Source organism: Streptomyces sp. enrichment culture (assembly GCF_964273145.1).
GTDB lineage: Bacteria > Actinomycetota > Actinomycetes > Streptomycetales > Streptomycetaceae > Streptomyces.
Map to the genome: position 1 here is coordinate 5,933,035 of NZ_OZ186873.1, position 16,695 is coordinate 5,949,729.

The window sequence follows — 16,695 nt, forward strand, 5'->3', positions numbered from 1 at the left end:
GGCCGGCGGGGGCCTGCGCTCCCGCTCGCGCGTCACCGGACGGGCGGGAACCGGCGCACAGGGCCGCGCCGGACGCGGCCGCGGGTGGGGCATCGGATCCGGGTCGCGGGGCGCGCAGCCCGGACGGCGCGAGAGGACCTGGGCGACACATAAGAGTGTACGTTCGTACGCTCGGCCTATAGGCTCACGCCTCATGACTGTTGACGTACTCCGCCGGCCGGCGGCGGCCGAGCGGCGGGCCCGTGTGGCCGTCGCCGTGCTGTTCTTCACGAACGGGGCCCTGTTCGCCAATCTCCTGCCGAGGTATCCGCAGATCAAGGCGGACCTCGGCATCGGGAACACCGCCTACGGACTGGCCGTCGCGGCGTTCCCGACGGGCGCCATCGTGGCCGGCCTGGCGGCAGGGGTCCTCATCCGCCGGCTGGGCTCGGCCCGCGTGGCGGTGGCCTGCACGCTGCTCACGGGCGCCGCGATCCTCGCCGCGGGCCTGGCGGACTCGGTCGTGATGTTCGCGGCGGCGCTGTTCCTGGCCGGGGCGATGGACGCGATCACCGATGTCGCGCAGAACGCCCACGGCCTGCGGGTGCAGCGCCGCTACGGGCGCTCCATCCTCAACTCCCTCCACGCCATCTGGTCCATCGGCGCCGTCACCGGGGGCGCCATGGCCGCCGGAGCGATCGCGCTCGGCCTCTCCCGGGGCCAGCACCTGCTGGCCTCGGCGGTAATCTTCTCGATCGCCGCCTGCGCGGCCCTGCGGTTCTGCCTGCCCGGGCCCGACGACGAGCCGGTCACGGGGGAAGGCGAGCCGGCCACGGAGGAAACGGGCGCCGAGGACCGGGAACCGCGGCGGGAGGGACGCCCGGCGGCTCCCCGGCGCACCGGGTACCTGCTGGCCGCCTTCGTCCTCATCGCCACCGCCGGCACGCTCGTCGAGGACGCCGGCAACTCCTGGGCCGCGCTCTACCTCTCCGGCACGCTGCACGCCTCGGCGACGCTGGCGGCCTCCGGCTACATCGCCCTCGTGGGCGCCCAGTTCGTCGGCCGCCTCCTCGGCGACCGGCTCGTCGACCGGTTCGGCCAGCGCGCGGTGGCCCGCGCCGGCGGCCTCGTCGTCGCCGCCGGCATGGGCCTGGCGCTGGCCGTGCCCACCGTTCCCGGGACGATCCTCGGCTTCGCCGCGGCCGGACTGGGGGTGGCGACGCTGGTTCCCGCGGCGATGCACGAGGCCGACGAACTGCCCGGCCTCAAGCCCGGTTCCGGACTGACCATCGTCTCCTGGCTGATGCGCCTCGGCTTCCTGCTCCCCCCACCGCTCGTCGGACTCGTCGCCGACGCGACCACCCTCCGGCTGGGCCTGCTGGTGGTCCCCCTGGCCGGCGCCCTCGTGATCCTGCTCGCCGGAGTGCTCCGGGGCCGCCGACGGTGAACCCCGCCCGGCGAACCCCGGCGCCGCGGGCCGCACACACCCGGGAGCGTACGGTCGTACGCTCCCGGGTGTGTACCCTCGTCCGCATGCCGACGGACCCCTTCGCGCAGGATCCCCGCACGAACCTGGAACGCATGCAGGCGGGCGACCTCTACATCGCCGACGACCCCGAGATCGCCCGCCGGCACCAGCGGGCGGTACGGCTGGCCGCCCGCTTCCAGGCCGCCTACCTCGAGGACGCGGACACCGCTCAGCCGATCCTCGCGCAGCTGCTCGGCTCCGTGGGCGAGGGGGTCCACGTACGGCCGCCCCTCCACGTCGACTACGGCAGCAACATCTCCATCGGGGCACGCACCTTCGTCAACCACAACCTGACCGCCCTGGACGTCGCGTCGATCACCATCGGCGAGGACTGCCAGATCGGGCCGAACGTCCAACTGCTCACCCCGACCCATCCGCTGGAGCCGCAGCCCCGGCGCGACAAGCTGGAAGCCGCCCGCCCGATCACCATCGGGGACAACGTGTGGCTCGGCGGAGGCGCCATCGTCCTGCCCGGCGTCACCATCGGGGACAACTCCGTCATCGGCGCCGGCGCCGTCGTCACCAAGGACGTCCCCGCGAACGTCGTCGCCGTCGGCAACCCGGCCCGCCCGGTCCGCGACCTCTGACCCTCCGCCATGGCCACCGGACACACCGACCCCCAGCGCCGCGAACGCATCATCGCCGCCACCCTCGACCTCATCGCCGAGGAGGGCGTCGCGGGCGTCTCCCACCGGAAGATCGCCACACGCGCCGGTGTCCCCCTGGGGTCGATGACCTACCACTTCAGCGGCATCGACGACCTGCTCCGGGAGGCGTTCGGCCGCTTCACCGACCACATCGTCGCCGTCTTCGACGCGTACCTGTCGGCACCGGCCGGCCGCGAGGAGGCCCGTGCGGCCGTGGCCGACCTCGTCCACGCCCTGTCCGAGGGAAGCGGGCGCGACCTCGTGCTCACCCAGGAGCTGTACACCCTCGCCGCCCGCCGGCCCGCCTACCGGGAACTCACCCAGACCTGGATGCGCCGCAGCCGGATCCACCTGGAGAAGCACTTCGACCCGGACACCGCCCGCCAGCTCGACGCCCTCATCGAGGGCCTGACCCTCCACCGGGCCCTGGCCACCGAACCCCACGGCCGCGACCTCACCCTCGAGGCGATCACCCGCATCACCGCACCCCGCCGGCACGGACCGGGCGACGGGCCCTGACCGCCCGTGCGGCGCAGACCTGGCCTGCGCCGCACGGGCACGGAGGCGACCCGGCCCGCCCCGGCCGTCATCGCCGTACGGCCCACCGCCGACGGCGGATCCGCCGTCGACGCCCCGTCCGGACGGTCCGCCGGGCGGAAGCGGGGCCGCTGTCAGGCGTAGGTCTCGAACTCGGCAACCCGGGGCGTGCCGGCCGAACCGGTGATCTCGAAAGTGATCTTGCGCAGCGAGGTCCGGGGGAAGGTGATGACCCCCGCCCCGCTGCCGGAGGCCAGGACGGCGCCGGTGTCGGCGTCGAGGACCCGCCAGGACGTGACGGCGCCGGCCGAGCCCGAAGCCTCCCGGATGTTGATCTTGGACACGGTGGTGGCGGACCCCCACTTGATGGAGATCGATCCGGTGGAGCCCGCCGGCGACCAGTAGGTGCTCATGTCGCCGTCGCGCACGTTGCCGTAGCTCGTTCCGTCGGCCTTGCCGGAACCGTCGGAACCGGCTCCGATGCTGAGGTTGGTCCCGCCGGGCCCGGTCGGCTCCGGGGCCGGCGTGGAGCCGGTCGGGGTGGGCGTGGGCGTCTGGGTCGGTGTCGGCGCCGGACTCGGCGTCTGCGGGGAGCAGTTGCCGTCCGACACCTGCAGACCCTTGCCGGCGCCCGCCGTCCGGCTCACGACGTCCGGCACGCAACCGGCATCGTCGAGGCGGTACGGGTACGGGACGGTGACCGTGGTGTTGGACTTCGGGTCGGGGCCGGCCGGGTTGTTCTCGCCGCCGGGGGCGGACCAGGTCACGTTGTCGAAGACGTTGCCGCCGACCTGCCAGTAGCCGGCCGCGTCGGTGTAGAACGTGCCCAGGACGTCCTTGGAGTCCTCGAAGTAGTTGTTGTCCACCTTGGCGCGGGCGCCGGCCCGGGAGTTGATGCCGGACTCGTTGAGGCGCACGTAGTGGTTGTTGTAGATGTGGGCGACGCCGCCGCGCAGCAGGGGAGTGCGGGAGTCGATGTTCTCGTACTTGTTGTGGTGGAACGTGACGTAGCCGTTCGAGAGGTCGCTCTCGCTGGAACCGATGAGGCCGCCCCGGCCGGAGTTGCGCAGGATGCTGTAGGACAGGGTCACGTACTGGGTGTTGTCCTTCATGTCGAAGAGGCCGTCGAAGCCCTCCGACTCCCCGCCCGACGCCTCCAGGGTGACGTGATCGACCCAGACGTTGCGGACGTTGCTCTCCATGCCGATGGCGTCGCCGCCGTTGGACGTGGGGGAGCCCGACTTCTTGACGTTCCGCACGGTCACGTTCTGGATGATGATGTTGCGGGACTCCCGGATGTGGATGCCCAGCTGGTCGAAGACGGCACCGCTGCCGACCCCGACGATCGTGACGTTGCTGATCTGCTTGAGCTCGATCACGCCGGCGGCGGTGCTGCAGCTCCCGCCGGACACCTTGGCGGTGTTGGCGTGGTTGATGGTCCCCTCGACCTCGATGGTGATCGGGGTGCTGCTGCTGGCCCGGCCGCACAGGGCCGCGTGGATCGCGGTCCCCGTGGTGGCCCGTACCGTCTGCCCGCCCGCGCCGCCGGTGGTCCCGCCGTTCTGGGTCGCGTAGCCGGTGGCGCCACCGGTCGCCGCCGATGCCTCGGGTGTCGACACGAACGCGCCGGTCACGGCCGCGAGTGCCAGAGTGGCCAGCGCCGCGTGGAGTCGCAATGCGATGGATCGTCCCATCCTCGCCTGCCCCTTCGTCGTCGGATGCCGGTCGGATGCCGGCATCACCGTTGCCCCTCCTGTCGCCTCCGCGGCCGCCGAGGTTGCCGCCCTCGCGCACGGCGGGTCACGGGCCGGCCCGGGAAGGGGCCCTTCGCCCGGACACGGACCGGGACGGCGGCTGCACCGCGGTCGCCGCCGGCACCGTCAGGACCCGCCAGGGCTGCCGGGCGGGCGGCGCGGGCCGGCCGACGCGCACGCCTGCGCCGGGCACGGTTCGCCCGGCCGTCGCCGGACGAGCCCGCCGGGTCGGTCAGGGCCTGCGGCCGCGGAAGGTGCGGCGCAGGTCGCTCACCCAGGCGTCGGGGTTCTCCCAGGGGATGAAGTGGCCGCCGCGGTCGTGGGCGTTGACGTTGACGTGGTTGAACCAGTCGGCCTGCGGACCGGCCTTGAACGCCCGGATGCGCTCGTCGGCGGTGCGGATGCCGGGCGGGTTCTCGTACGTGACGAAGGTGAGGCCGACCGGGGCCTGCACGACCGGGGTGCGGTCGTGGGCGGGGACCCAGGGGTAGCGGTTGGCGTTGGCGTAGTAACGCATCGACGTGGCGATGGAGTTGTTCACCCAGTAGATCGTGGCGTGGGTGAGCAGGTCGTCCTTGGTGAAGACGGATTCGAGATCGCCGCCGTTGTCGCTCCAGGCGTTCCAGCGCTCCAGCAGCCAGGCGAGCAGTCCGGCGGGCGAGTCGCTCAGCCCGTGAGCCAGGGTGGCGCCGTCGAGCATGTGCACGGCGAGGTGGGACGCCCAGCGGTGGTCCAGCTCGACGATACGGGCACGGACGTCGGCGGGCTGGTCGTCGGTGAGGGGCTGATTCCGCGCGAAGTCCCAGGCGCGGGGGCCGGTGAAGAAGTCGAGCGGCAGTCCGGAGCCGATGTGGATGCCGTACAGCTCGTCGGCGTACTTGTGGCCGAGCTGGCTGGAGACGATCCCGCCGATGTCGCAGCCCCCGGCGGCGTACTTCTCGTATCCCAGGGTCTCGGTCATCAGGATGTGCCACAGGTCGGCGACCTTCCAGAAGTTGACGTCCGGGAAGCCGGTGAGCGGACCGGGGAAACCGAAGCCGGGCAGGGACGGCACGATGACGTCGAACGCGTCGGCGGGGTCACCGCCGAACGCGGCCGGATCGGCGAGCGGGCCGATCACCTTCGACCAGTGCCAGAACGTCCACGGCCAGCCGTGGGTGAGGATCAACGGAATCGGGCGGGGGCCGCGGCCGGGCTTGCGCATGAAGTGCACCGGGACACCGGCGACGTTCACCCGGTAGTGCTCGTGGACGTTGATGGCGGCCTCGGCCCCGCGCCAGTCGTAGCCGTCCCGCCAGTGGGCCACCAGCTCGCGGAGGTAGCTGCCCGGGACGCCGTAGGACCAGTCCTCGTTCCCCTCGTCCAGCGGCGGACGGGTCAGCGCGAGACGGGCGCGCAGGTCGTCGAGGACCTCGTCGGGCACGTGGATCGAGACGGGCTCGAGGGGGAAGACGTGCGGGACGGTCATGCCGTGATTCCTTGTCGGGAGGGGAGGCCGTGTCGCCGGCTCCTGGGGCGGGTGGGCAGTGAGCCGGATCCTCTCAAGGAACGCGGGCGGCGACGCGGCGAGTGCCTGCCGATGGTGCGGATCGAGCCGGCCGGTGCGCTCCCTCCGCCGCGACTCGGCCGTCGTGGCACCGGCGGGCGGGACCGCCGGGACCGTTTCCCTGCGTGGTGGGAGGAGTCGTCGCGCCGGCCCCCTCGAGCGGTCATGCGGGGTCTGCGATGGCGGGGGAGCCGGGAGGGGGGATGGCGCCCGCGGGGGCGTACTGGGCGGCTTGCGCGTCGAACATCGCTGCGTAGCGCCCCCCGGCGGCCATGAGTTCGTCGTGGCTGCCGTGCTCGAGGAGCCGTCCGTGGTGCAGGACGTAGATGCGGTCGGCGTGGCGGACGCCGGACATGCGGTGGGTGACCAGGACGACGGCCCGGTTCGGGGCGGCGAGCCGGCGGATGCGGTCGAAGGCGGCGATCTCGGCTTGCGGATCGAGGGCGGAGGTGGGCTCGTCCACGATGAGCACGCCGTCGGCGTCCGAGGTGGAGCTGCGCCAGTGGGTCCGGGCCAGGCCGATCTTCTGCCACTCGCCACCGGACAGTTCACTCGCGCCGCGGAACATCCGGGCCAGCAGGCTGCGCAGGCCGTCGGGGAGTTTCGCGATGACCGGCCCGGCATCCGCGTAGTCGACGGACGGCTGCAGGTCCTCCGGTTCGGCTGCCCGGGCGGGCCGGCCGATCCGGATGTTCGACTCCGCGGTCATGGGCCAGCGTTGGAAGTCCTGGGTGAGCAGCGCGACGCGGTCGAAGACCTCGGAGCGGTCCAGGGAGGCGATGTCGCGATCACCCCACCGCACGGTCCCGCTCTGCGGCGGCAACAGGCCCGACAACACCTTCATCAGGGTGCTCTTGCCGGAGCCGTTCTCGCCGACCACGGCGGTGACCGAGCCCATGGGCAGCGTGAGGGAGACCTCGTCCAGGGCGGGGGCTTCCCGGTCCGGGTAGCGGTAGCTCACTTTTTCCAGAACGACCTGCCTCACCCGCGCCGGAACGGGATCGCCCCCGCTGGGGATGGTGCGCCGTGCCGCCTCGTCCAGGAACCGGGAGTGGTCGCGGACGTAGAGGGACTCCTCGTGCAACTGGTTCACGTTCATCACCAGCGCGCCCAGGCTCGCCGAACCGGACCGGACGGCGATGACGGCGGTCCCGGCCACGGCCAGACCCATGTGCCCGCCGGTGATCAGCGCGTACATGGCCGCGTACGTCGCCGCGAGGGCGAGGCCGGACAGCGCGGCGGCCACCCACTCGGTGACGGCCTTGCCGGTGGCCAGCCGCTCCTGCTCGGCCTCGGCGCTCTCGGCCATCCGCTCGTAGCGGCTGAGCAGGAACGGCCCGACGGCGTGGACGCGCACCTCCTGCGCGGCGGTGCGCTCGGTCAGCAGGTTGCCGATGAGGCGGCCGGCCCGCACGTGCTCGACCCAGCTCATCACCGACACGTACCGTTCCTGCGCCACCCGCATCGCGCCCCAGCCGCGCGGCGCCGCGATCAGCAGCAGCATCGGCAGCAGCACGGGGTGGAGGATGGTGAGCACGCCGGCCGTGGAGACCAGGGAGATGATCCCGTTCAGCGCGGCCACACAGGCGCCGATCATGCGGCGGGCGGATCCGGGGCCGTACTGGGCGACGTCGATCAGCCGCCGGAAGTCCGGGTCCTCGATGGCCTCCAGCTCCACGGAGGCGGCGGCGGCCAGGTACTGGGTCGTGGCGATCCGCTCCACCAGCGGCTCCAGCCGGCCCGCCCGCGCGGTGGACCAGCCAGCCAGACCCGAGTTGACCACGGCGGCCGCGGCGGCGGCGAGCAGTCCGGGCAGGACCGCGTGCAGCCGCTGCCCGGGGGTGCCCGAGCCGAGCAGCGCGTGCATGACGGCATTGACCGCGAACAGCCCGACGGCCGCGGCGAGACCCTGCCCGACCTCGCTGACGGCGACCGCGAGCAGGGCGCGCCGGTCCGCCTGCCACGCCATCCGCAAGGTCGCCCCGACCAGCCTCGGCATGGAACGCAGGGCCGACACCATCGTCAGGTCGAGCCGGGAACCCTCGTGTTCCGACCAGCCCAGGTCATAGCGCAGGGGACCGCCGAAGAGCTCCTTCTCGGCGTCGGAGACCTCCGGCTCGACCATCCGCACACGACCGAAGAACCTCCTCACCGGGCGCCTCCCGGCCCGGACCGGCCCAGCGCCCGGGGAGCCGGCGTGGGCAGCCGCCGCGCCAGGGAGACCGCGATCACCCGCACGACGGCCCCGTCACGGTACGCGTACTCCCCGCTTCGTGCCCTGCCACGGGGAGTCGCGGGTACTGGTGTCCTGGCCGAAGTCAACGTGGTCCCCCTCGACGGTCGTGTGGCTGCTCCCGCGGCTCAACGAGCCGGCCGCAATGCCGAACACATGTGTTTCGGCCGTGCCGGCGGCCCCGGCCACGGCACGCAGGACGATACGATCGACCGCCGCACGCCCACCGGCAGCCCGAGGCCGCAGGTCACGACGGTTCGCCGGTCACCGTCAGCCCTCGCCAGGGCCCGGGGCCCCCGCCGTTGCCGGTGCCGGATTCCCACGGCCCGGCACGGCCCGCCCCCACGGTCCCCCTCGCGCGCGGTGACGGGCCGGGTTCGATCAGGCCGCCGGGGAAGGGGCCAGCAGGTCCGCGGGGACGCCGCCCTTGTCGGGGGCGTAGAAGTTCTTGATCTCGGCTTCCCAGGCGGCCACCGCGATCCGGTCGGCGTCGTCGGGCCCGAGGGCCTCGAAGAGGGCCTGGATGTTCGGCAGGTCGAAGCCGACCCCCCTCAGCATGCCGGTGAACACCGGCCGGGTGACGGTGCCGCTGCCGTCCAGGTCACCGAGGCGTGCGAAGCCGGCCGCGAACTCGTCGACCGCCCCGCTGAAGCGCTCCGGCGACAGGACGCACGCCTGGAACTCGTCGTAGGTGATCCGGCCGTCGTGATCGGTGTCGAGTTCGCCGACCAGCGTGTTCCAGTAGCGCGTGAAGCCGGCCCGCGCGGCCTGCTTCCGGGCTTCGTCGGCTTCGGGCACGGCCGCGAGGACCCGGCTGCTCATCAGATCGAAGTCGTCCGATTCCAGGACCCCGTTGCCGTCGGCGTCGAACAGGGTGAAGACGAGTTTCACACGGTTGACCGCTTCGCTGCGCATGGGCTCATACCTTTCGTCAGGCCGGAGGACGGGACGGCCGTGCGTACCGGTGTGCCGCCGACAGGTGCGGCGAACACCGTGCGGGGCGGGGGAGGACGTGTCTGCGGAGGACCGGCCGCATGGCCGTCGTGCTGCCACTATGCGGGCTGCGGAATCCGGTGTCCCGGGAGAGCCGGCCTGTCATCAGAAAGAGCGAAGATGGCGCCGATCCGGCATGGAGCGGCCCCTTCGCCGCCCGGCCGGTGCCGCGTCCCACGCCTCCCCGACGGCGGCCGCGGCCTGGTCCACGTCGTCGGCCGGGCCGCTGGGGGCCACCTGCACGTGTGTGCGGCCCAGCCATCTCCGCACTCCGCGGACCGCCCACTTCGCAGATCGGACGGGAGCCGGTTGGAACCGGCGCGCACGGCGCACAGGGGGGAGCGGCGGCACCCCGTTCGGGCTCCGCGCGCCCTACCGGTGGCCACGGGGCGCCCCCAATGATGAGAAGACCGCCAGAGATCCGAGCGACTCCGCACCCCTGCCTCGTGGCCGGGCGGACATGCGGGGAAGGAGCCCACATTGCTGCTTCTCATCTCCCCGGACAGCGTCGAGGAGGCCCTGGACTGCGCGAAGGCGGCGGAGCATCTCGACATCGTGGACGTCAAGAAGCCCGACGAGGGCTCGCTCGGCGCGAACTTCCCGTGGGTCATCAGGGAGATCCGCGACGCGGTCCCGGCGGACAAGCCGGTGTCCGCCACCGTGGGGGACGTGCCGTACAAACCCGGCACAGTGGCCCAGGCGGCACTCGGCGCGGCCGTCTCCGGAGCCACCTACATCAAGGTCGGCCTCTACGGCTGCACCACACCCGACCAGGCCGTCGAAGTCATGCGAGGGGCCGTGAGGGCGGTGAAGGAACACCGGCCGGACGCATGCGTCGTCGCCTCGGGCTACGCCGACGCCCACCGGATCGGCTGTGTCAACCCGCTCGCACTGCCCGACATCGCCCTGCGCTCCGGCTCCGACGCGGCCATGCTCGACACCGCGGTCAAGGACGGGACACGGCTGTTCGACCACGTTCCGCCCGAGGCCTGCGCGGAGTTCGTGCGGCGGGCCCACGAAGCCGGTCTGCTCACCGCCCTCGCGGGCAGCGTGAAGGTGGGGGACCTCGCTGCGCTGAACAGCATCGGCACGGACATCGTGGGTGTGCGCGGGGCGGTGTGCGAAGGCGGCGACCGCAACACCGGAAGGATCCGACCGCGGTTGATCGCCGCCTTCCGGGCGGAGATGGACCGGCACGCCCGGGAACACGCGGCTGTCGATACCGCCGCGAGCTGACCGCCGGCATGGCCACGCATCAGCCCCGGCCCGCGTCCGCGGTCCCCGGTGAGCGCTTCACCGTCCTCGATCCAGCAACCGGCGAGACCTTCGCCGGAGCTGCCGAGGGGGCCAACGGCACCGGTTTCGGGCTGAGTGGCTCGGGGCGGGGGACCGGCCTCGGCCGGGCCGAGGAGGCGACCGGCCGGCTGGGGCACGGAACGGCATGGACCGACCCGCACGCCGAACCGTCCCCCGCTCGGCCTTTCACGGGCCCCAAGGGGAGTGGCGCTGCTGTCGTGGGCGGTTCACGGGGACGCCAGGGCAACCCCGGACCGTTCGTCGTGCACCGTCCGCAGGAGGCATGACGATGAGGTTCAACGCGGCGGTACTGCGTTCGCACAAGAGCCGGTTCACGGTCGAGGAGGTGCTCCTGAACGAGGGCCCGGACGAGGGCGAGGTCCTGGTCGAGATCGCGGGCTGCGGAATGTGCCGGACCGATCTCGCGGTCCGGAACTCGGGGGGCCGCTCGCCGCTGCCGGCGGTGCTCGGCCACGAAGGTGCCGGGGTCGTGGTGGAGACGGGCGGCCCGCACACCGGCTTGCGCAACGACGACCACGTCGTACTGAGCTTCGACTCCTGCGGCCACTGCCGGAACTGCATGGCCGCCGCCCCCGCCTACTGCGACTCCTTCGCCTCGCTCAACCTCTTCGGAGGGCGCGAGGGGAACACCGCGCGGTTCACCGACGTGGCCGGGGGCGAACTGGCCCCCCGGTGGTTCGGCCAGTCCTCGTTCGCCGAGTACGCGGTGGTCCCGGCCCGCAACGCCGTACGAGTCGATCCCTCGCTTCCCGTCGAACTGCTCGGACCGCTCGGCTGCGGATTCCTCACCGGCGCCGGAGCGGTCCTCAACTCCTTCGCCGCCCGGCCCGGCGACGCCCTCGCGGTCTTCGGGGCGGGAGCGGTGGGCCTGGCCGCGGTGATGGCGGCCACCGCCTGCGGGGCGACGACCGTGGCCGTCGACCGGCACCCCGGACGGCTGGCCCTCGCCGAACGATTCGGCGCGACCCCGCTGCACGCCGCCTCACCCGACCTGCCCGGCCGCATCCGGCGACTGACCGACGGCGGCGCTCGTTACGCGCTGGACACCACGGCCTCCGCCCGACTGATCAACGACGCGCTCCGGGCTCTGCGCCCGACCGGCCACCTCGGGCTGGTGGCACGGCTCCACACCACGCTGCCGCTCGAACCGGGGACGCTGGACCAGGGCAGGAGGATCTCCCACATCTGCGAGGGTGACGCGGTACCGGGCCTGCTGGTTCCGAGGCTGACCGGGCTGTGGCAGGCCGGGCGGTTCCCGTTCGACGAACTGATCCGCACCTATCCGCTCGCCGACATCAACGAGGCCGAACGCGACTGCGAAGCGGGCCGCGTGGTCAAACCCGTCCTGATTCCGGGGAGGAGGAGCCTGTGAGCGAGACGCTCAACGCCCCTTGCCCGCGGACCGCCCCTCGTCCGGTCGGCCGCCGTCTGACGGGACGCCCCCGGACACCACCCCGCCGTGGCCGGCCGCGCGGTGCCCCCACACCGGGCCGGCCCGACCGAGGGACCGGACGGCCGCGGGTCCGTACGCCGTTCCGTACGCCATCGGATGCTCCTCGGGAACACGGAGCCCCGAGCGGTGTCGTCGCGCGTCCCCCCCCGATCCGTCGGCCGCCCCGCTGCTCGTGGTCCCGATTCGCCAACGGAGGAAACGTGGTCGGCACAACGCATCACCGCACCGGCGTGGAAGGCGTGGAAGGAGGTGTGGGGGTGACCGCTCTCATGGTCGCCGCGGCGCGGGCCATCGAGACCCACCGCCCCGACGCCCTGGCACGGGACGTCTACGCGGAGCACTTCGTGCGCGCCGCACCGGCGTCCGCCGGCTGGCCGGTCCGCGTGCAGCAGGTCCCGGACGGGGACGCGAACCCCCTGTGGGGACGGTTCGCGCGTTACTTCGGTCTGCGGACGAGGGTCTTCGACGACTTCCTCCTCCGGTCGGTCCACAGGACAAACGCCCGCCAGGTGGTGCTGCTCGGGGCGGGGTTGGACACGCGGGCCTTCCGGCTCGACTGGCCCCCCGGGTGCGTGATCCTCGAGATCGACAGGGAAGCGGTGCTGGCGTTCAAACACGAGGTGCTCGACGGACTGCCGGCCATCCCGAGGGCGGTGCGCGTACCCGTCCCGGTCGATCTCCGCGACGACTGGGCCGGAGCACTCGCCGACGCCGGCTTCGACACGGCCGCACCGAGCGTCTGGCTGGCCGAGGGGCTGCTGTTCTACCTGCCGGCCGTCGCCGAGACGTACCTCATCGACACGGTGGACCGGTTGAGCACGGCGGGGAGTGCTCTGGCGTTCGAGGTCAAGCTCGACAAGGACCTGCTGGAACACCGCGACAGCCCGCTCTACACCGCGACGGCGCGGCAGATCGGCATCGACCTCCTCGACCTGTTCGACAGGGGACCGCGGCCCGACTCCGCAGGCGACCTGGCGGACAGGGGCTGGTCCACATCGGTCCACACCCCCTTCGACTTCACCCGCCGGCACGGACGCGGCCCGCTGCCCGAGCGGAACGACGCCCTGGGGGGCAACCGGTGGGTGTTCGCGAGCAGATCCCGACCGTAACGATGCGGCCGGGCGCCCGGCCGGCGCACGTCGTCGGCGGTGAGGCCACGGCTCGAAGGCGATCCGCACCCGGCCGCGGCAGCACACCATCCCTGAACGCGCGGACCGGATCGCCGGCCGACTCCGGCGCGGCCGTCCCGGCGGCCGCCCGCCCCCGTTCGGCAGGCAACTCCACAAGCCCCGGAACGTCGTCGAACGATGCTCCGACAGGCCGAAGCAGTGACGCGGCACCGCAACGCGATACGACAAGACGGCGGAGTGCCATCAGGCAGCGGTCACCCTGCCTCACTCCTCACGTGGTCCGATCTCCGGTGGTCGCTCCCTAGCCGACCAGGCGGCGGCGCCAGTCCGGAGGGGTGACGGTGATGGCCCGGCGGGGGTCGTGGTCCCACTCGGCGTGGAGGCCGACCGCTTCGAGTGCGGCCACGACCTCGTGGCCGATGGCCGCGGTGGTCCCGGACGGGCCGTCGAACCCGCCCCACGGGAACGGCCCCGCACGGGCCCCGGCGGCCGCAATCTCAGAGTCCTCTGATCCGGGCCCGCTAGCGTCCGCCCCATGGTGCGCGACTACCTCATCATCGGGGCCGGACCGGCCGGACTCCAACTCGCCGCTCTGCTGGAACGCGAGGGACGCGACTACGTCGTCCTGGAGCGGGGGAGCGGGCCCGGAACGTTCTTCACCCGCTTCCCCCGGCATCGGCAGCTCATATCGATCAACAAGGTCAACACCGGTTACACCGACCCGGAACTCGACCTCCGCATGGACTGGAACTCGCTGCTCGCCGACGATCCCGAGCTGCGGTTCACCCGGTACAGCGAGCGCTACTTCCCGGCCGCCGACGACCTGGTGCGCTATCTGAGCGACTTCGCCCGGCGCAGCGGTGTCCGCGTCGAGTACGGCGTCCGGGCCACCCTCGTCTCCCGCGACGGCGACGGCTTCCTGGTGCGCGACGACACCGACCGGACCTGGCGGGCCCGGCGCCTCGTCGTCGCCACCGGCGTCTCCCTCCCCAACGTCCCGGACATCCCCGGCATCGAAAGCGCCGAGCGCTACGACGACTTCGACACCGACCCGGCCTCCTTCACCAACCAGCGGGTGCTCGTCCTCGGCAAGGGGAACTCCGCGTTCGAGACCGCGGACGCCCTGATGGAGAAGGCCGCCGTCATCCACGTCGCCGGACCGCACTCGCTGAGGATGGCCTGGAAGACCCACTTCGTGGGCCATCTGCGCGCGGTGAACAACAACTTCCTCGACAGCTACCAGCTCAAATCGCAGAACGCCGTCCTGGACGGCACCGTCGAGCGGATCGACCGGCGGGCCGACGGCGGCTACCGGGTGGAGTTCCGGTACGCCCGGACCACCGAACGGCTCCGCGAGCTCCACTACGACCGCATCGTGGTCTGCACCGGATTCCGCTTCGACGCCTCGCCGTTCGACGCAAGTTGCCGGCCGGCCCTCGCCGTCGACGACCGGTTCCCCGCCCAGACCTCCGCCTACGAGTCGGTGAACGTCCCCGGCCTGTACTTCGCCGGCACGCTCACGCAGCAGCGCGACTTCAAACGGTCCACGAACGGCTTCATCCACGGCTTCCGCTACGGCACGCGCGCCCTGCACCGCATCCTCGGCGCCCGCCACCACGCGACGCCCTGGCCGGCCCGCACCCTGCCCGCCGCGCCGGAGGCCGTCGCCGGCGCCCTCGTGGAGCGCGCCAACCGCTCCTCCGGCCTGTGGCAGCAGTTCGGCTTCCTGGGCGACGTGGTCACCGTCCACGGCGACCGGGCCCTGTACCAGGAGGAGGTCCCGCTCGACTACGTCACCGACGGCGGACTCGGCCCCGCCGCCCACCGGTTCGTCATCGACCTGGAGTACGGGGCCGACCACGACCACGTCGATCCGTTCGACGCCACCGTGCCCCGCGTCCGCGAGAACGACCCCGAACACGCCGCGGACTCCACCTACCTCCACCCCGTGGTGCGCCACTACCGCGACGGCGACCTCGCCGGCACCCACCACCTGGCGGAGAACCTGGAGAACGACTGGGACGTCCCGGCCGTCCACCGGCAGCCGCTGGCCGCGTTCGTGAAGTCCTGCCTTGGCTGAGCAGTTCCCCGGCGCCGTCCTCGACCTCCTCGACGCGGCGGGCGACCGCCCCGTCTTCGAGCACGGCGACCGGGTCGTCACCGGATCCCGACTCCTCGCCCTGGTCAGGCGGGCGACGAACGGCCTGCGCGCCCGGGGCGTCCGCCCCGGCGACGGCGTCGCCCTGCTGCTCGGCGTGAGCCCCGAGGCGTTCGCCGCCGTCCTCGCCGCCCACGCCGTGGGCGCCCGCGTCGTCGGCGTGCGACCCGGACTCACGGCACGCCAGCGGCACCATCTGCTCGCCGGCACCGCCTTCCGCGTCACCGACCGCCCGGACGGCACGGCCGGCGGCCCGCACGGCACCGTCCTCGCCCTGGACGACCTGCTCGCCGCCGAGGACGACGGCGGCCGCCCGCGGATCTCGGCCCGCCCGCAGGACGTCGCCCGGCTCCTCCACACCAGCGGCAGCACCGGCGTCCCCAAGGCGTGCGCCCAGACCTACGCCGCGATGACCGCGGCCTGGGCGGCACACCCCGACCGCTGGCCCCCCGCCATCCGCGAACTCGCCCCGCGCCTGGAGCGGTTCCTCGTCTTCGGCACCCTGGCCAGCCAGGTCATGATGGAGTACGGGCTGCTCGCGCTGGCCGCCGGCGGCACCCTCGTCACCGCGGACGCCCCGGCCTTCCCCGACAGCCTGGTGCGCCACCGGGCCACCGGCAGTGTCATCACCGTGGCCCGCCTGACGAAGCTCGTCGCGAGCGTCCGGGACCGGCCCGTGGACCTCGGCGCACTGCGCGCCCTGATGGTCTCCGGCTCCCCCATCGGCGCCGGTCGGCTGCGTGAGGCCGCCGACGTGCTCGGGCCGGTCGTCTTCCACGGATACGGCCAGACGGAGACCGGCATGATCTCCATGGCCACCCCGTACGACGAACCGGGCTCGCTGGGCGTCCCCCCGGTCGAATTGGAGGTGCGGGACGCCGGGGGGCGGCCCCTGCCGCCCGGCACGGACGGCGAACTCTTCGTGCGCACCCCCTCCCAGGGATGCGGTTACTGGGGCGAACCGGCCCTGAGCGCCGAGGTGTTCACCGACGGCTGGGTCCGCACCCGCGACATCGGCCACCTCGACCGCGAGGGCCGGCTCTGGCTGACCGGACGCGCCCGCGACGTGATCATCGTCAACGCCCAGGTGTACTACGCCGGCCCCGTCGAGCGGGTGCTCGCCACCCACCCGGCGGTGGCGGAGGCGTACGTCGTCGCCGTCCCCGACGACGGCACCGGCGAGGCCGTCCACGCCTTCGTGGTGCCCGCACCGGGCCGGGTCCCCCGACTCGGGGAACTGCGCGCCCTGGTGGCGGCCGAGCTGGGCGAGGTCACCGCCCCGGCCCGGCTCACCCTGCTCGACGAGGTGCCGCTCACCCCCGCCGGGAAGCCCGACAAACGGGCCCTGGCGGCCAGGGGGTAGCGGCACCCCCGGACCGGTCCACCGGGCTCCACCGGCGCGCGGCCCGCGCGCCGGTGG

General features: G+C 73.0%; 12 protein-coding genes and 1 pseudogene. 8 read left to right on the plus strand and 5 right to left on the minus strand.

The annotated features are described in order from the left end of the window. The first annotated feature begins 193 nt into the window (after positions 1 to 193). The 3 genes from ACSU6Z_RS26360 (at position 194) to ACSU6Z_RS26370 (ending at position 2,673) form a co-directional block, all read left to right on the plus strand. Complete coding sequence (locus ACSU6Z_RS26360; RefSeq protein WP_437049319.1) at positions 194 to 1,426, plus strand: MFS transporter; 1,233 nt, start codon at positions 194 to 196, stop codon at positions 1,424 to 1,426. A gap of 86 nt (positions 1,427 to 1,512) precedes the next feature. Then, a complete protein-coding gene (locus ACSU6Z_RS26365; RefSeq protein WP_437049321.1) occupies positions 1,513 to 2,094 on the plus strand; it encodes a sugar O-acetyltransferase in 582 nt (193 codons plus the stop codon). Between the two features lie 9 nt (positions 2,095 to 2,103). Continuing rightward, positions 2,104 to 2,673, plus strand: coding sequence for a TetR/AcrR family transcriptional regulator (locus tag ACSU6Z_RS26370; protein ID WP_437049322.1), 570 nt, complete (start codon positions 2,104 to 2,106; stop codon positions 2,671 to 2,673). Positions 2,674 to 2,825: 152 nt separating this feature from the next. On the opposite strand, the gene ACSU6Z_RS26375 is transcribed toward ACSU6Z_RS26370, so the two are convergent. From ACSU6Z_RS26375 to ACSU6Z_RS26390, 4 genes are all read right to left on the minus strand, one after another. Continuing rightward, on the minus strand, positions 2,826 to 4,385 hold the full coding sequence (locus tag ACSU6Z_RS26375; protein WP_437049323.1) for a pectate lyase family protein: 1,560 nt from the start codon (positions 4,383 to 4,385) through the stop codon (positions 2,826 to 2,828). Positions 4,386 to 4,677: 292 nt separating this feature from the next. Continuing rightward, positions 4,678 to 5,913: an epoxide hydrolase family protein gene (locus ACSU6Z_RS26380; RefSeq protein WP_437049325.1), complete on the minus strand. Its 1,236-nt coding sequence runs from the start codon at positions 5,911 to 5,913 to the stop codon at positions 4,678 to 4,680. Between the two features lie 241 nt (positions 5,914 to 6,154). Next, positions 6,155 to 8,116: an ATP-binding cassette domain-containing protein gene (locus ACSU6Z_RS26385; protein ID WP_437050499.1), complete on the minus strand. Its 1,962-nt coding sequence runs from the start codon at positions 8,114 to 8,116 to the stop codon at positions 6,155 to 6,157. A gap of 489 nt (positions 8,117 to 8,605) precedes the next feature. Further along, a complete protein-coding gene (locus ACSU6Z_RS26390) occupies positions 8,606 to 9,139 on the minus strand; it encodes an EF-hand domain-containing protein (protein WP_437049327.1) in 534 nt (177 codons plus the stop codon). Positions 9,140 to 9,697: 558 nt separating this feature from the next. Here ACSU6Z_RS26390 and ACSU6Z_RS26395 point away from each other — a divergent pair. From ACSU6Z_RS26395 to ACSU6Z_RS26405, 3 genes are all read left to right on the plus strand, one after another. Further along, positions 9,698 to 10,453, plus strand: a complete 756-nt coding sequence (locus ACSU6Z_RS26395; RefSeq protein WP_437049329.1) for a (5-formylfuran-3-yl)methyl phosphate synthase — start codon at positions 9,698 to 9,700, stop codon at positions 10,451 to 10,453. Positions 10,454 to 10,802: 349 nt separating this feature from the next. Further along, positions 10,803 to 11,906: an NAD(P)-dependent alcohol dehydrogenase gene (locus ACSU6Z_RS26400; RefSeq protein WP_437050500.1), complete on the plus strand. Its 1,104-nt coding sequence runs from the start codon at positions 10,803 to 10,805 to the stop codon at positions 11,904 to 11,906. 281 nt (positions 11,907 to 12,187) lie between these two features. Continuing rightward, a complete protein-coding gene (locus tag ACSU6Z_RS26405) occupies positions 12,188 to 13,096 on the plus strand; it encodes a class I SAM-dependent methyltransferase (RefSeq protein ID WP_437049330.1) in 909 nt (302 codons plus the stop codon). Between the two features lie 322 nt (positions 13,097 to 13,418). Here ACSU6Z_RS26405 and ACSU6Z_RS26410 read toward each other — a convergent pair. Beyond that, a pseudogene (locus ACSU6Z_RS26410) lies at positions 13,419 to 13,577 on the minus strand (DUF6891 domain-containing protein); the annotation flags it as partial. A 75-nt stretch (positions 13,578 to 13,652) separates the two neighbouring features. Here ACSU6Z_RS26410 and ACSU6Z_RS26415 point away from each other — a divergent pair. Together ACSU6Z_RS26415 and ACSU6Z_RS26420 are read left to right on the plus strand one after the other, a co-directional pair. Beyond that, complete coding sequence (locus ACSU6Z_RS26415; RefSeq protein WP_437049332.1) at positions 13,653 to 15,197, plus strand: NAD(P)-binding domain-containing protein; 1,545 nt, start codon at positions 13,653 to 13,655, stop codon at positions 15,195 to 15,197. Next, the gene (locus ACSU6Z_RS26420; protein WP_437049333.1) at positions 15,190 to 16,638 is read left to right on the plus strand and encodes a class I adenylate-forming enzyme family protein; all 1,449 of its coding nucleotides are present in this window, start codon (positions 15,190 to 15,192) and stop codon (positions 16,636 to 16,638) included. The genes ACSU6Z_RS26415 and ACSU6Z_RS26420 overlap by 8 nt, the downstream gene beginning before the upstream one ends. Positions 16,639 to 16,695 lie beyond the last annotated feature (57 nt).

Excerpts from the sequence above, each read along its gene's own strand:
- ACSU6Z_RS26385 (WP_437050499.1), bottom strand. The coding sequence starts at position 8,116 with ATGGTCGAGCCGGAGGTCTCCGACGCCGAGAAGGAGCTCTTCGGCGGT.
- ACSU6Z_RS26390 (WP_437049327.1), bottom strand. The coding sequence starts at position 9,139 with ATGCGCAGCGAAGCGGTCAACCGTGTGAAACTCGTCTTCACCCTGTTC.
- ACSU6Z_RS26400 (WP_437050500.1), top strand. The coding sequence starts at position 10,803 with ATGAGGTTCAACGCGGCGGTACTGCGTTCGCACAAGAGCCGGTTCACG.
- ACSU6Z_RS26365 (WP_437049321.1), top strand. The coding sequence starts at position 1,513 with ATGCCGACGGACCCCTTCGCGCAGGATCCCCGCACGAACCTGGAACGC.
- ACSU6Z_RS26415 (WP_437049332.1), top strand. The coding sequence starts at position 13,653 with ATGGTGCGCGACTACCTCATCATCGGGGCCGGACCGGCCGGACTCCAA.
- ACSU6Z_RS26375 (WP_437049323.1), bottom strand. The coding sequence starts at position 4,385 with ATGGGACGATCCATCGCATTGCGACTCCACGCGGCGCTGGCCACTCTG.
- ACSU6Z_RS26360 (WP_437049319.1), top strand. The coding sequence starts at position 194 with ATGACTGTTGACGTACTCCGCCGGCCGGCGGCGGCCGAGCGGCGGGCC.
- ACSU6Z_RS26380 (WP_437049325.1), bottom strand. The coding sequence starts at position 5,913 with ATGACCGTCCCGCACGTCTTCCCCCTCGAGCCCGTCTCGATCCACGTG.
- ACSU6Z_RS26370 (WP_437049322.1), top strand. The coding sequence starts at position 2,104 with ATGGCCACCGGACACACCGACCCCCAGCGCCGCGAACGCATCATCGCC.